This window comes from Pandoraea commovens (genome assembly GCF_024704525.1).
Taxonomy (GTDB): Bacteria; Pseudomonadota; Gammaproteobacteria; order Burkholderiales; family Burkholderiaceae; genus Pandoraea; species Pandoraea commovens.
On sequence record NZ_CP102780.1, the window covers coordinates 763,065 to 778,969 of the forward strand.

The following is a 15,905-nucleotide window of genomic DNA, read 5'->3' on the forward strand; positions in this document are numbered from 1 at the left end:
CCGCTCGCAATCGTCTTAAAAATCAAGAAGATCAGATGAACGCACACGTGAACGGGCAAGGCCGCAATGGGGTTCGGGGCAGTCGTGGGGAAGGTGGTTTGCAGCGCGCGATGGTTCGCGCGCTGGTGCTGGCTCAGGTCATTGCGCCGGTGGCAGCGCGTGCACAGGTGGTGGCCGTGCCCGGGGCCAATGGGCCGGGTGTGGTTCAGACCGCGAATGGTTTGCAGCAGGTGAACATCACGGCGCCCACGGCTGCCGGTGTGTCCAAGAATGTGTACTCACAGTTCGACGTGCCGCGTCAGGGCGTGATCCTGAACAACTCGTCGACCCTCGTGAACACGCAGCAGGCCGGGTACGTGAACGGCAACCCGAACCTCGCTCGCGATCAGGCGGCGCGCGTCATTCTGAATCAGGTCAACAGTCAGTCCCCGAGTCAATTGCGCGGGTATCTGGAAGTCGCTGGCAAAGCGGCGCAGGTGGTGGTGGCGAACAGCGCCGGGATACTGGTCGACGGCGGCGGTTTTATCAACACGACGCGCGGTGTGCTCACCACGGGCACGCCCATCATGGGGTCGGACGGTAGCCTCACGGGATATCAGGTCAACGGCGGACGGCTCGTGATTCAGGGCGACGGGCTGAACGCACAGAACGTCGATCAGGTCGATCTCATCTCCCGTGCGGTGCAGGTCAACGCCGCGCTGCACGCCAAACAACTCAACGTAGTGACGGGGACGAATCGCGTCGATCACGAGCGGCTGTCCGTGCAAAAGACGGCCGCCGATGCGGATGCGCCGGATGTGGCGCTGGACGTGGGGCAACTTGGGGGCATGTATGCGCAGCGCATCTTCCTGCAAGGCACCGAGAACGGCGTGGGCGTTTCGAATCGCGGTGTGATCGCCGCACAGGCGGGCGATCTGACGCTCACGACCGAGGGCAAGCTCGTCAACACCGGGCAAACGCTCGCCAGCGGCGCCATGACGATGGCCGCGCGAGCGCTCGATAACACGGGCGGAACGTTGGTCGCTGAGCGCCTCGATGTGACGCTCGACGGCGCACTCGTCAATCGTCAGGGATCGATCTCTGCGGCGGCGTCGACGATCACCGCCGCTGCACTGGATAACGATCACGGCCGTTTGCACGCCGATGCGTTGTCGCTGACGGTGTCGGGCGACGCATCCAATCGTTCAGGCGAAATCAAGCAGTTCGGTGCATCGGATCAGACGATCAGGGTAGGTGGTGCGCTCGATAACACCGGCGGGACGATGGCGACGAACGCTGGATCGCTCGCACTCGACGTGGGGCAGATGACGAACGATAGCGGGACGGTGAGTCATCTCGGCGATGGGCAGTTTGCGTTGACGTCGTCCGGCGTCATTTCGAACCGCAACGGACTGGTGGGGACGCTCGGTGTGCTTCGGACAACGGCGGCGTGGCTCGATAACGCAGGCGGCGAACTCAGCGCGGCCGATTCGGTGCAGGTGTCGACGGCTGCGGATTTCATCAACCGCGATGGTGGCGTCGTCTTCGGTGCCAAGGGTCTTTCGGTGTCGGCGGGCGGTGACATCGACAATACGAGCGGTTCGATGCAATCGACCGGCGACGTACGCGTGAGCGCCAGCGGTGCACTGACCAACTCGGGCGGGCGCGTCAGCGCGAACGGCGCGCACGACCGGCTGACGGTATCCGCGCAGACCATCGACAACGCGTCGGGCCAGATAGCCAACGCGGGGGATGGGGATACCGAAGTCGTCGCCGCAACGACTGTCGACAACACGGGTGGCACGTTGGGCGGCAACGGTCGGTTGAGTATCGATGCGGCTTCCGTCGCCAATGTGGCGGGCGGCAAAGTGGTTGGCGGGGGCGATGTGGCACTCGGTATTCGCGATGCGCTCGATAACACCGGCGGTCAGGTCTTCGGCGGCGCTTCGCTGACGATGACGCAGGGCGGTGCACGCGTGACGAATACGGACGGCGTCATGGAAAGCCGTGGCGACGTGGCCATGCAACTGGCGTCGCTCGATAACACGCGCGGTATCGTCCGTTCGAATCGGGATGTCGTTGTTGGCGGTGCGATGACCGGTGCCGGGCAGATGACCGCCGGTCGCGACCTGACGGTTGCGGCGAGCGGCGATTACGTGAATGCGTCGATGAACCGGTTGCGCGCTGACGGAGCGCTGACGGTGACGTCTACGGGACGCTTCGTCAACGATGGCGTACTTGAAGCGCCGGGCACCCTCAACGTGCGCGCCGTGCAGATCGTCAACAATGCGGGCGGTCTGATCAATGCGGCAACGACGCAGTTGAGCGCCGACGGTCTGCTCTCGAACGAAGGCAATATCGGCGGCGATACGGTTCGTCTGAAGGCGAACACCTTCAACAATGTCTACGGCGTGCTGGGCAACGATGTTCAGGTCGATGCCGCCGATGTCGACAATGCCGGGCCGTCCGCGATCATGGGTGCGACGCGTCGGCTGGCCGTGTATGCGTCCAACGCTGTAGTGAACCGCGACGGCGCGCTGCTGTACAGCATGGGCGATATCGAAATCGCGCGGGACGGCGTGCGTGACGCTACCGGGATGCTCGCCAATCAGTCGTCGCAACTGACGAACAGTTCGGCGAGCATTGTCGCCGATGGCCATCTGGATATCGCTGCGCGCGTGGTGGACAACAAGCGCACCAGCATCGTGACGCAAGCGGGTACGCCGCAGAGCGAGACGAAGACCTTCGGCTTGTGGACGGCCGGTCTGATCGGCGGTGACGAAACGCTGTGGCACGACAGCAAGACGTTCCCCGAGTGGAAATGGAACGCGGGGCATGCGCCCATTTCGTCGATGTTGCTCGAACGCCTGGCACTTCCTGTGACGGTCGAACTGCCGAAATCGGAGGTGACCAATCTCGACATGGCGGCGAAGACCTTCAGCCTGACGCGTCCCATCATCGAAACCTATTCGGATGCCACGACGCAAGGGCAGGGGCCATGCGACGATCACGGGAACTGCGCCGATGGCATCAAGACGCGTGAGGTGGCGACGCAGGCCGTGCAGTACTTCAACGGCATCGTCGACACTGGTTCGACCTATCGCATCACGTTCTGGCCGGACTGGAATCCGAGCACGATGATTCGCCCCGACGAGGCCATCTCCCGTGGCGATCTCGGCATCGACCAGCGCGACTACAACGAACTGAAGCGTGTGGTGACGACGACACGTACGCGTGACGAACTGGTGAGCGCGTCGGCGGAGGGCAAACTTCAGGCGCAGGGGACGATTCGCATCAATGCCGATGGTGGCGAGATCCGCAATCGGTCGTCATTGATGACGGCGGGCGGCGACCTGATTCGTCGTGCGCAAGGCGGCGCAGTGCGTGATGAGGGCATCGCCCTGCAGGAGCGTGTCGAGCAGTCGCAGGTCTCGACCTTCTACTGGCATCAGAAGTCCGGCGGCGATTCCGAGCAGCTCGACGTCGCGTATCCGGTGATGCCGCTGCCACCGACGACGGTGGCCTCACTCCCGGCGATTGCTGTGGGCAATCAGACGGTGGAGACCAGCGGCCAGACGATCACGGTATCGAGCGTCGACCGGAATGGCAACACCGTCGGCAGCACGGGCGTGACGGGCGGCAACGGCAGCGGGTCGGCGCTTATCACGCTGCCGGGCGGTATTCCGGGGCTGACGTTGCCGGGCAGCCCTTTGTATCAACTGCGTCCGGCGCCGGAGCAAACCTATCTCGTTGCAACCGATCCGCGCTTCACGCAGTACGGAAAGTTCATCTCCAGCGATTACATGCTCGACGCGCTCGGGCTGGACCCGCAGAAAACGCAGAAACGTCTTGGCGACGGCTTCTACGAAACGCAACTCGTAAGAGATCAGATCACGGCGCTCACTGGCAGGACGCTGCTTGGCGGCAACGCGGACTATCTCGCGCAGTACACGGCGCTGCTGGGCAACGGCGTGGCGTATGGCAAGCAGTTCGATCTGAGCGTGGGGGTTGGGTTGTCCGACGTGCAGATGCAGCAGTTGACGACCGATCTCGTCTGGCTTGTCTCGCAGGACATCACGCTGCCGGACGGCTCGGTGCAGTCGGTTCTGGTGCCGAAGGTTTATCTGGCGCAGGCGAACACCGTCGATCTGGCGAGTACCGGCGCGTTGGTGGGTGGGGGAAGCGTGAAGCTTGCCGCTACGGGTGACGTCCAGAACAGCGGGCGCATCGTGAGCGATACCGCGACGACCGTGCTGGGCGACGCCATCGTCAACTTCGGTTCTCTCGGCAGCCGTGGCACGACGGCGCTGACGTCGCTGGGCGACATTCGCAACACCGGCGGTCGCATCGACGGCCAGGACGTCGTGGTGCGCGCGGGGCGCGATCTCATCAACGAATCGACCACGCTCACACAAACGGCGGGGACGGATGCCGACGGGTTCGCGTCGCGCGCTTCGGCGACATCGATCGGATCGGTCGGGCTCATTTCGGCATCGAACAGTGCGACGCTCGTCGCGAATCGCGACGTGACGCTCAATGCCGGTGCGATCGCGAGCGATGGCTCGGTGACAGTGGCCGCCGGGCGCGACATCCAGTTGAATACGCTCGCGGTGGGGCAGTCGCAAACCGTCGGCACTCGCGACGGCAAGAATGGCGGCAGTGATGTCGTCACGCAGCACGTGGGGAGTGCGATTTCGTCAGGCGGCAATCTCACGACCGTGTCGGGACGCGATACCACGCTAAATGCCGCCACGCTCAGCGCGGGCGAGAACGTGACGGTGATCGCGGGCAACGATGTGTCGGTGAATGCCGTGAAAGATGTTTACACGCACGACGCGCGGTCGCATGGCGGGACGTTGAAGTTCGTCGATTCCACGCTCGACGAATCCGTGCGCGGCACGCAAGTCGTTGCGGGCAACAACGTGATCGTCGGCGCTGGGCAGACGGCGGTCGCCGGGGAGCTTCTCGGCGCTCACGCGGTGACGCCGGTCGCACAGACATCCGGCACGGGCAACCTGACGATTCTGGGCTCGACCGTAGCTTCGCATGGCGCGGGCACGGCGGCGCTGGCGGCGACGGGCGACGTCACGATCGGAGCGGTGTCGGAAACGCACGATAGCTATCGCTGGCAACACAACAGCAGTTCGGGGTTCCTGTCGAAGTCGGAGGAAACGTCCGAAATGCGCTCGCATCAGACCGTTGCCGTGGGCTCGACCGTTTCTGCGGATACGGTAGGCGCGACGGCGGGCCGGGACCTGAGCGTGATCGGCTCCACCATGGTCGGCACGCAAGACGTCGCGTTGCAGGCCGGGCGGGATCTGCGAATTGAGACGGCCGAGAACGTGAGCGAAAGCAGTTCGTTCCACGAGAAGAAGCACTCGGGCCTCGGGTCTTCAGGCGGCGTCGGGATTTCCTATGGCAAGAATGAGCAGCAACACCGAACCAACGACAGCAGCGTGACGCACACGGGCAGTCTTGTCGGAAGTCTGGACGGCAACGTCAGTCTGGTGGCGGGCAGGGATCTGTCGGTGCGCGGTAGCGATGTGATGGCGGGGGGTGACGTGACCGGTATCGGGCAAAACGTCTCCATCGAATCGGTCGTCAATCGCGTGCATCACGACGAGGCGCACGAGTACAAGAGTTCGGGCTTCACGCTGGCGCTGAAGTCGCCGGTCATCGATGCGGTGCAGAACGTGACTAGTCAGGTGAATGCAGCGGTGGATTCCGGTGGCGACGCGCGCGTGTCGGCGTTGCGGGGTTATGCGGCTGCGAGCGGCGCCTATGGTGCGGTGGGTGAGGCCGGTAAGTTGCTAGACACACTTGATGCAGGCAAGACGCCAGAAGCGAAGGTGGAGCTTAGCTGGGGATCGTCGAGCAGCAAGTCGACGTCGTCGCTCGACAGCACGCAGAACGTGGCGAGTCAGATCAAAGCGGGCGGCACGGCGGCGTTCATTGCGACGGGCGACGCCGCGAGCGGCAAGGGCAACGTCAACGTCATTGGCTCGACCATCGATGCGAAGGACGTACTGCTGCAAGCGACGAATCAGGTGAACCTGCGTCACAGCACCGATACGGAATCGACGCGTAGCGAGAACGAATCGAAGAGCGGGAGCGTGGGTGTGTCGGTCGGTACGGGCGGTGTGGGGGTATCGGCCTCGGCGTCGCGAGGAAACGGCGATGCGAACTCGGATTCAATCTTCCAGAACAACACGCACATCAACGCGAGTCATACGGCGGTGATTGTGAGTGGTGGCGACACGAACGTCGTCGGCGCGAACGTGAACGCCGATAAGGTGATTGCGCGTGTAGGTGGTGATCTGAACATCGCGAGCGTGCAGGACGCGAGTGAGAGTTCAGCGCATCAACAGAGCATGAGCGGCGGCTTGAACCTGAGTCAGGGCGGTGCGTCTGGGAGCTTCAGTTACTCGCGGGGTAATGCCAGCGCAAACTATGCGGGTGTGGTGGAGCAGTCGGGCATTCAGGCGGGGGCTGGCGGGTTTGACGTCGATGTGGCGGGCAACACCGACCTGAAGGGGGCGTACATCGCGAGTACGGCGGAGGCGTCGAAGAACCAGTTGACGACGGGCACGCTGACGTTCTCCGACATCGAGAATCACTCGGAGTACAGCGCGAACAGCTTTGGCTTCGGCGGTGGATTTTCCATCGCGAACGGCGGCACGGAGACAAAGAAGACAGGCCCGAAGTCGGGCACGAACAAGGGCGGCATTTCTCCGATGCTGCCGCAGTCTGAGAGCGGCAATGAACGTGCGACGACTTACAGCGGCGTGAGCGAAGGCACGATCACGCTGACGGACGGAGCGAACCAGAAGCAGGATCTGGCGAGCCTTAAGCGCGACACGACGGATCTGAACGGCACTGTCAGCCGCACACCGGATTTGCAGGAGTTGCTGAACGACCAATCGCGCCTGATGTCGGCCGCGACGGCGGCGGGGGAAGCGGTTGCGAGGGATATCGGGACGTATGCGTCGAAGAAAGAGGATGAGGCACGGAAGCTAGCGGAAAAGACCACCGATCCGGAACTGAAAGCGCAATACGAGCAAGAAGCGGAGAACTGGAAGGAGGGCGGCGACTACCGGGCGCTGATGCATGCAGCCGGTGGCGCAATCGTAGCGGGCTTGGGCGGAGGCAATGCCTTGGGTGGTGCGCTCGGCGCAGGCGCGACGTCGAAGCTTGGCGATACGCTGAACAAGCTGAGCGCGGAAATCCAGAACTCACGCCCGACGGGCAACGCAGATGTCGATGAAGCACTGGCGCAGATTGTCGCGACAGGTATTGGAACGGCAGTGGGCGCAGCGGTGGGTGGAAGCTCGGGGGCGTTTACTGGGTTTAATACGGATCGGTTTAATCGGCAGTTGTACACGGAATACGGTGCCGATGAGCGAGTTCTGGCCAAGCACCTTGCGGAAAAAAGTAACGGCCGTTACACGCAGTCGGAAGTCGAGGATCAGCTGCGGCTGATGGGCGTTTCCAAGGACGGTGAGGGATATGTGCCAGTTGGCCTAGCTGAAGAGCTGAACGGACGCAGACCAAGAGACCCGGGGGCGAGGTGGACCAACACCGGGATCATGAACGAAAACGGAACCGAGCTCGTCGTTCAATCACTTCCGCAGCCAAATTACGCGCTTCAGGCATACATCATGGCGAATTACGGAACAGCGCTGCCGGGCCAGGTGCCGAGCAGTTTTGACTATGAGCCAACGCCTGTAAAGATGGACCTTCGCGGAGGCGTTGCCTATGTTGGAGATGGCATTGCCACCAATGCGGGGCGAACGGCTGCGCTTGCCACGGCCATAGCGACGTTCCCCTCGCCGATCACACGTCCATTTGCCTTAGTTGCTTACGTGGCGACTGGGACGGAACTTGCTGCAAACGCGATGGTGCAATTTGCAAGGCCAGACGTCGGGCAGTATTTGGTGAGCGGGACTGCTTCGATAGTTGTCGATCGGCTTTCGTGGAAACTCCCAGTGGCGAGTCCTATATTTAATGAGACATCGAATTACTTAAATTCACAAGGTTTCTTTAAGCCCGTGGAGGACAAGATAAATCGTGTGTGGGGTGATGTTGAAAATATGGCGGTGAAAAAATGAAATTGAGATTTATTGAAAATGGAAATCTTTCCGGTTGGGTTTGTACCGTTTTAATTGCGGTTGGGATGGTGATGTTTTATGTTGCCTTGGAGTATGTTTCCAATTCATTTGGAAGTCTTTTTTTGTTGCTTCTGGGGTTTGCTTTGATGGCTATCGCCGGCACTTGTAGTCGCGCCGGCTTGTTAGGTATTCGTCCTTTTGATAACGAATACAAGAAAGCTAAAAAAACCTACGATACGCAGCGGGAAGAGCACTAGTCCTAAGGAACAGACTTGTGAGGGCTTCGTAAACTAGGGCGGGCACGCTGACGTCCTCCGACATCGATAATCACTCGGAATACAGCGCGAACAGCTTTGGCATCGGTGGTGGATTTTTAAGCTTCGAAGTTACCACTGCAGCGGTAAGAGCGCTCAGAGCTCAAATGAAGGTGGGGAAAAGTGATGCGCCTTGTGTGTTTGCTCTTGTTGGCATATGTGCTTTCACTGCTGAGCTTTGCCATGATCAAAGTTATGGCCATCCTGCTGGCAGTCGCAATTTATGGAGGGGCGTATCAATGGAGCGTGGAGGACACGCGGTTTGTGGTAATTCGTGGTTCGATTCTGGCTCTGTTCTTCTGGGTCGTGATACAGCTTCAATATTTAAAGGTCCGATATCGTCTGCAAAAGCGATGTCGAGATGGGGATGAGTGTGAGCGGATTCGCAACGAACGCTAAACCAGGTGGAAGCGCAGAAATTGAGGAAAATTTCGCGTATTTGAAATTACGTGTGGACAGTAATTGATAATTAAAAACAATTGGGCGAGATATTGTTGTGTCGGGGGGTATCAAAAAATAGATAAAGTTGCGGAGTGAAATTTGATTGGAAAATTGATTCTGTGCTTCGTGTGTGTTTCATTTATTTCGTTTGTTGCATTTCTCATTTCATGGATCATCGCAACCTATGGGTACGAATTTTTGTATGGGAAGCAATATTCTCCCCAATGGGATGACGTGATCTATGTTTTGAAATTAACCTTTCTGACTTCTTCGGTTTTGACAGTGGTTGCATGGGGAAAGGCTTTCCAAGTTTGATTGGAGGTATTGATGGGTTTCGGAGGTTTTGATGTGAGATCTGCTGCTCACAATCCGGGTGTGAGTTGATTTGTCTAGATGTTTGATGTCGAATTTGAATGTCGGTGGAGCGTGCAGATGGTTGTTGTCAATTGAACAAATGGTTTCTGTATATTTTCTCTCCGCTCATCGGGGAGGCCGTGATCTGTCTGGCGCCGCTTTTCCAACCCTGAGGCGAAATTCATGTTGTGGTACATGAATCGAAAAAAGGCCTCTCATTGCAGTTCGCAAAGAAGTGATGCTTGACAAGAATTTTGATAATTTTGTGGGCGACGATAGTTTCGCGTTTGCGGAGGTAGCGTGTTACTTGCTGGCGATGCTGAGTATTTTGGACGTGCTCATCTTGTTGGCAGGTGTCAGTCCGCACGCTCTGGACGATCGATTCCCTTCCGGGCAACGGTCGTTTATCCTCGCGATCATCTTGATTTTCCAAATTTCTTCGGCCGCCTGTTACTACGCCATAGCAAGGCGCCTCTCCACCTGCACCATGTTGCTTTGGCGAGTGACGCTAGGCGTCTTCTTGCTAAATCTGATCTGGAATGCGCAGTTAATGACTTTCAAACCCGGGCCGCTTCCGATGCTGCTGGGCATCCTCTCCTTGGGAGGGATAATTTCGGTCGTTCGGGGGCGGAAGTCGATGCATGACCGGAATGTTGCCGCAGTGAGGCCCGGAGTTTGATTGATGCGAGTGAATGTTCGATGGAAAAGAAATCCCCCAAAGACAATTTTCTGATTGCGCAAGTTGCGTTTTGTTATTTTGCAGTACTCAACGCATTTATTCTTGTAATGGCCTTGATCGGAACTGACTATTCGTTGAACGGCGCATCGTTGCTCCAAAAAATATCGGTTTTGGCGAACACCATCGCTAACGTGTTCCTGATGACGCTCGGGTTTGTAGTCATGGCTATGAGCCTGGAGCGGTGTACGAAAGTCGTCTGGCGGATAGCGTTATTCGTCCTCATCGTGGCTGTGATCGTCAATGTGCTGGCGATGCTTGCGCAACTAACCATCATGCCGATCTTGAGCACTATCGTTTCGGTTGCCGGTATCGCATCATTGCTGTATGAGCGAAACGCGGTTTTCGGGAGGTCGAAGAGCAATACTTCGGGCGTCTTGCACGGCTGATATCCCACTCTCCTTAGGTGCCGGGATGAAACCTCGCCAACAACTCCAAAAACAGATCCAGCGCCCGAGTCCTCGGGCGTGAGGCTTCCGTGATCGCGCTAATGGAGTTTTCGTACTCGGGGCCGGACGGCACTCTTACCAGTGCGTGACGCTTCGCAAACGACGCCGCGTAATACTGCGGCAACAGCCCCACGTAGTGTCCCGAGAGCACCAGCATCGCCACGGCTTCCAGTCCGGATGCCGTCGGTCCACGCGTCAAGCCCAGTGAGTTCAGCGCTTCATGCACGAACGGTTGCGTTCGATACACCAGCGGTAATGTCGACGCGTCCTTCATCCGATGCCGCGCCACATACAACTGATGACGTTCGATAAACAGCGGCTGGTAATGAAACCCCGCTTCACGCCGGTACATCCCCCGTATCGCGATCTGCACGCGACGCTCGCGTAACGCCAGATCCAACTCGTTGAATGTCATCACCGTCAATTCGACCTTGACGTCGGGCGCTTGCGTCTTGAGCGCATCGAGCGCCTCGGGAATGTGACAGCCGACGTCCGACAGAATGTGCTCGACCATCCCGATAGAGAGCGTCCCAGAGAGCACGCCGCGCACGGCGTCGATTTCGGGACGGATGCGCTCTAGCGACTTCAGCGCATCACGCGCTAACTCCAGCGCCACCTTGCCCGCATGCGTCAGCACAAAGCCCGACGGTCCGCGCTCGCACAACCGCGTGCCCAACGTCTCCTCGACTTCGCGAATATGTCGACTGATCGACGCCTTCGACATATTCAACTGCTTCTCGGCCGCAGCAAAGCCGCTTGCCTGCGCCACCGCGCAGAAGATGCGTAACGAGCGCAGATCACGCTCGCTGAATTCCCGATTTGCCATCGCCTGTACCTGAAGGGCGCAACGCCCTCAAAAGGTTTCATTTTCTGAAACCATACCAATAAAAAAATCATTTTTCATGATCTTTTTGCCCGCATACATTGAATTGCAGAGGCGCGAATTCCCCCGGACACAGACGCAACCACACCGACAGACCGGACGCGCCGGATCAAGACCCAACCCACATGACGCGAGGCAAGCTATGAAGACCTGGTCCAGACGATCCTTTGTAAAGGCGACGCTTGCATCGAGCGCCGCATTGGCGCTCCCAGTCGTGCCGACGCTTGCTTTCGCCGAAGGCGGCACGCTCGCCGACATCAAGAAGCGCGGCAAGCTGACGGTCGGCACCGAGGCGGCCTACGAGCCGTTCGAATATGTCGAAAACGGACAAGTGGTCGGGTATGGGCACGACGTCCTCGAACTGATGGCCGCGAAGCTCGGCGTCAAGCTCGAACAGATGAATCTGCCGTTCCAAGGCTTGCTGCCGGGCCTGATGTCGCACAAGTTCGACTTTGTGGCGACGAGCGTCGGCATCACGCCGGAGCGCGCCAAGCGCTTCGCGTTCAGCCAGCCGGTCGGTGTCGTGCGCTCGGTGCTGATGGTGCGTGTCGACGAGACCGCCATCAAGAGCGGCATGGACATCGCGGGCAAGACCATCGGCACGCAGATGGGCTCGTCGTCCCAACCGGTAGCGGACGAGTTCGAGAAGGAACTCAAGGACAAAACGGGCAAGGGCTACGCGGGCACGCGTCTGTTCCAGGCGTATCCGGACGTCTCCAATGCGCTCGCCAACAAGACCATCGATGTGGCGCTGATGCCGTCCAACATCGCCGCCGTGCAGATGCGCAAGCAACCGAACGTGTTCCGCATCGCGGGCACCATCGGTCAGCCGAAGCTGCTGGCATGGGTGGCGAACCCGAACGATCTCGAGATCCGCAAGTTCATCAACGACTCGCTCGACGAATTCCGCGCCAACGGCAAGCTTGCCGCGCTCCAGAAGAAGTGGTTCGGTGGCCCGATGGATACGCCCCGCGAGAACTACCTGCCGCAGGGGGCGATTTGACCTCCGCAGCCATGGTCGACGGCCTCGGCAGCATGGGCGGCATGGCCGGAGTGATCCAACCGTTTCTCGAAGGCGTGGTTTCGGGAACGGCGATCACGCTGGCTGCGTCGGCCGGTGCCTTCGTGATCGGACTGGCGCTCGGGATCGTGCTGCTGCTCATGCGCATCTCGCCGTTCGCGCCGTTGCGCTCGCTGGTGGTGCTGTGGGTGAGTCTGATTCGCGGCACACCGGCACTGATCCACATGCTGATTGCGTACTACATGGTGCCCGCGATGTTCGATCTCTCGATCTCGCCTGTCACCGCCGGTGTGGCCGCGCTCGCCTGCAACACGAGCGCTTACATCGTCGAGATTCTGCGCGGCGCACTCGGCACGATCTCTCACGGACAACGCGCCGCCGGTTACGCGATGGGCATGCGCGCGACGCAGGTGTGGCGACACGTGCTGCTGCCGCAGGTCATCTACCGCTCCATTCCGCCGCTGACCAGCGAGTTCACGATTCTGCTCAAGGCGTCGTCGCTGATGTCGATCATCGCAGTGCCGGAGCTTGCGACGGTCGCACGCAACGCCACTTTGCAGACGGATCTGCCGTTGCAGGTCTTCGCCATTACGGCCGCGGTGTACTTCGTGTTGCTGTTCTGCATTTCGGCCGCGTCGCGTGTGTGCGAGCGCCGCGTATCGAGGATGTTGCCCCATGGCCATTGATTTCTCCATCGTCCGCGAAGCGATTCCCGTCCTGCTCGAAGGCCTGCGCGTTACTGCACTCGTGAGCCTCGCCGGTATCCCCATCGGCATCGTGATCGGCATCGCCGCCGCCTACGCCGCGCAGTCGCGCACGTTGCTGCGTCCGATTGCGCTTGGTTACGTCGAGCTGGTGCGCAACATCCCGTATCTGATCCTCGTCTACCTGTCGTTCTTCGGCTTGCCGAAGCTTGGCGTGAGCGCGTCGGCCATGACCGTCGCGGTCGGATGCACGGCGTTCTACACCGGTGGCTACTTCTGCGAAATCCTGCGTGCGGCTCTGCGCAGCGTGGCGCGCGGTCAGACGCATGCGGCGCTCTCGCTCGGCATGACTTACTGGCAGACGCAGCGTCACATCATCGCGCCGCAGTTGTTCGGCTTTCTGATTCCGCCGACGACAAGCCTTGTGATCATGATGTTCAAGGACTCGGCCATCTTCTCGGTGATGAGCCTGCCGGAGATGACCTATCAGAGCAATCTGCTCACCGCAAACACGTTCGCTTACGTCGAAGTGCTCGGCACGACGGCATTGATCTACTGGCTCAGCAGCGTCTTGCTGGCCGGTGTGGGGCGGCGTCTGGAAACCGTGGTCGGGCGACGTACCCGCACACCCGACGCCGTCGCTTTCTCGACACTCCCCGCCAAAGGAAAAGGACAACTCTCATGACGACTTACACCGTTGCCCCGCGCACAGGCCATCCGACTCTGCTGTACTCGGAGCTTGATCTCGACATCGACAACCTGAAGGCCGATATCGCCGTGCTCGGCATGCCGTACGGCGCACCGTATGCGGCGTCCGACTTCAGCAACGATCAGACGAATGCGCCGTCCGCGATTCGTCAGGCGACGGACCGTGTGGTGCGCCGTCCCGAGCATTACGACTTCGATATCGACGGCCCGCTGCTGCAAGGGCGCAAGGACATCCGCTTCGTCGACTGCGGCGACATCGTGCCCGATCTGTCGAAGCCGGGTGAACACTATGCCCGCGCCGAAGCGGCAGTGCGCCGCATTGCAGCGGCTGGTGCAATGCCGATTGTGCTTGGCGGCGACCACGGCATCACCACGCCCGTGCTGCGCGGTCTCGATCAGAAGGGACCGATCACGCTCGTGCACATCGATGCGCATCTGGACTGGCGCGACGAAGTCAACGGTGTGCGCGAAGGCTTGTCGAGCCCGATTCGTCGCGCGTCGGAAATGGCGCACGTGGATCGCATCATCCAGATCGGTTTGCGTGCACAGGGCAGCGGCCGTCCTGCGGATCTGGCTGCGGCACGCGAGTACGGTGCAGAGCTGGTGACGGCGTACGAGCTGCACGACATCGGCATGGACGCCGTACTCGATCGCATTCCCGACGGCGGCAACTACTACCTCACCATCGACGCCGACGGGCTCGATCCGTCGACCATGCCTGCCGTGGCCGGTCCGGCCCCGGGTGGTGTGACCTTCGTGCAGGCGCGCAAGCTGATTCACGGTCTGGTGCGCAAGGGGCGTGTGGTCGGCATGGACATCGTCGAGATTCAGCCGGAGAAGGATGACGCGAACCTGATTTCGTGCGTGACGGCTGGTCGTCTGATCCTCAACCTGATCGGCGCGTCGATTCGCGCAGGACACTACGACAAATGAGCACCGCACAACCCATCATCGAGATTCGCGACGTCGACAAGTGGTACGGCGCGCACCACGTGCTCAAGCAATGCTCGACGCATGTCGGCAAGGGCGAGATCGTGGTGGTGTGCGGGCCGTCCGGCTCGGGCAAGTCGACGCTGATCAAGACCGTCAACGCATTGGAGCCGTTCCAGAAGGGCGACGTTGTCGTCGCGGGCACGTCGCTCACCGCGAAGTCGACCAATCTGCCGAAACTGCGCAGCAAGGTCGGTATGGTCTTCCAGCATTTCGAGCTGTTCCCGCATCTGGATCTGACGCGCAATCTCACGCTCGCGCAACAGATCGTGCTCGGGCGCGACGCCGATTCGGCACGCACCAAGGCGCGCGCGTTGCTCGATCGCGTGGGGCTGTCGGCCCACGCGCACAAGTATCCGGGGCAATTGTCGGGCGGTCAGCAACAACGCGTGGCCATCGCACGCGCGTTGTCGATGGACCCGATGGCCATGCTGTTCGACGAACCGACGTCGGCGCTCGATCCCGAAATGGTCAACGAAGTGCTTGACGTGATGGTCGAGCTCGCCCGCGAGGGCATGACGATGATGGTCGTCACGCACGAGATGGGCTTCGCGCGACGCGTGGCGCATCGCGTGGTGTTCATGGAGGACGGCGCGATCATCGAAGACAGTCCGACCGACGTGTTCTTCAACGAAGCGGCCAGTCCTGCCGCAAAGCGTTTCCTCTCCAAGATACTGGCGCACTGATTGCGCCGCCGACCCCAGACAGAAAGACGAGACAACATGACGCACACCCGCATCCGCAAGTTCAACACCCGCGAAACCTATCCGGAACAAAAGCTCGACAACGATCTGTGCCAGGCGGTGATCGCGGGGAACACGATCTATCTGCGCGGGCAGATCGGTCAGGACCTCGACACGCGTGAGTCCGTCGGCATTGGCGACGTGACGGCACAGACCGAACGCGCCATGGCTAACGTGAAGATGCTGCTGGACGAATGCGGCAGCCAGCTCGCGGATATCTGCAAGGTGACGGTGTATATCGTCGATCCGCGTTATCGCGAGGCTGTCTACAACGTCATGGGGCGCTGGCTCAAGGGCGTGTTCCCGGTGTCGACGGGCATCGTGGTGCAGGCGCTTGCGCGTCCCGAGTGGTTGGTGGAAATCGATGTGACGGCGGTGAAGTCGACCGCTTGACCTCGTGTAGTCGAATCGAGGGACGCAAAACGTCACGGCCGTTGTATCGAGGTCTCGATACAACGGCCGTGACGAAACCGTT

General features: G+C 60.2%; 11 protein-coding genes. 10 read left to right on the plus strand and 1 reads right to left on the minus strand.

All coding sequences use genetic code 11. From position 1 onward, the window contains the following. Positions 1-35 precede the first annotated feature (35 nt). From NTU39_RS03885 to NTU39_RS03900, 4 genes are all read left to right on the plus strand, one after another. Positions 36-8,087 carry a hemagglutinin repeat-containing protein gene (locus NTU39_RS03885; protein ID WP_257959244.1) on the plus strand — a complete coding sequence of 2,684 codons (8,052 nt, stop codon included), beginning with the start codon at positions 36-38 and terminating at the stop codon, positions 8,085-8,087. After that, complete coding sequence (locus tag NTU39_RS03890) at positions 8,084-8,344, plus strand: hypothetical protein (RefSeq protein WP_150665440.1); 261 nt, start codon at positions 8,084-8,086, stop codon at positions 8,342-8,344. The genes NTU39_RS03885 and NTU39_RS03890 overlap by 4 nt, the downstream gene beginning before the upstream one ends. A gap of 1,090 nt (positions 8,345-9,434) precedes the next feature. Then, the gene (locus tag NTU39_RS03895) at positions 9,435-9,875 is read left to right on the plus strand and encodes a hypothetical protein (protein WP_150665441.1); all 441 of its coding nucleotides are present in this window, start codon (positions 9,435-9,437) and stop codon (positions 9,873-9,875) included. 20 nt (positions 9,876-9,895) lie between these two features. Further along, positions 9,896-10,321 (plus strand): hypothetical protein, encoded by a 426-nt coding sequence (locus NTU39_RS03900; protein WP_150665442.1) that lies wholly within the window; start codon positions 9,896-9,898, stop codon positions 10,319-10,321. Between the two features lie 13 nt (positions 10,322-10,334). On the opposite strand, the gene NTU39_RS03905 is transcribed toward NTU39_RS03900, so the two are convergent. After that, positions 10,335-11,207: a LysR family transcriptional regulator gene (locus tag NTU39_RS03905; RefSeq protein WP_150665443.1), complete on the minus strand. Its 873-nt coding sequence runs from the start codon at positions 11,205-11,207 to the stop codon at positions 10,335-10,337. A gap of 199 nt (positions 11,208-11,406) precedes the next feature. Here NTU39_RS03905 and NTU39_RS03910 point away from each other — a divergent pair, with 199 nt between their 5' ends. From NTU39_RS03910 to NTU39_RS03935, 6 genes are read left to right on the plus strand one after another with little or no spacing between them, the layout of a single operon-like run. After that, positions 11,407-12,267, plus strand: coding sequence for a transporter substrate-binding domain-containing protein (locus NTU39_RS03910; protein ID WP_150665444.1), 861 nt, complete (start codon positions 11,407-11,409; stop codon positions 12,265-12,267). 11 nt (positions 12,268-12,278) lie between these two features. Beyond that, a complete protein-coding gene (locus tag NTU39_RS03915; protein WP_052252487.1) occupies positions 12,279-12,971 on the plus strand; it encodes an amino acid ABC transporter permease in 693 nt (230 codons plus the stop codon). Continuing rightward, positions 12,961-13,674, plus strand: a complete 714-nt coding sequence (locus tag NTU39_RS03920) for an amino acid ABC transporter permease (RefSeq protein WP_150665445.1) — start codon at positions 12,961-12,963, stop codon at positions 13,672-13,674. Before NTU39_RS03915 ends, NTU39_RS03920 begins: the two co-directional genes overlap by 11 nt. Beyond that, positions 13,671-14,630, plus strand: coding sequence for an agmatinase (locus tag NTU39_RS03925; protein WP_150665446.1), 960 nt, complete (start codon positions 13,671-13,673; stop codon positions 14,628-14,630). Before NTU39_RS03920 ends, NTU39_RS03925 begins: the two co-directional genes overlap by 4 nt. A 14-nt stretch (positions 14,631-14,644) precedes the next feature. Next, positions 14,645-15,373, plus strand: a complete 729-nt coding sequence (locus NTU39_RS03930; protein WP_150575826.1) for an amino acid ABC transporter ATP-binding protein — start codon at positions 14,645-14,647, stop codon at positions 15,371-15,373. Positions 15,374-15,409: 36 nt separating this feature from the next. After that, positions 15,410-15,823 carry a RidA family protein gene (locus NTU39_RS03935; RefSeq protein WP_150575514.1) on the plus strand — a complete coding sequence of 138 codons (414 nt, stop codon included), beginning with the start codon at positions 15,410-15,412 and terminating at the stop codon, positions 15,821-15,823. Positions 15,824-15,905 lie beyond the last annotated feature (82 nt).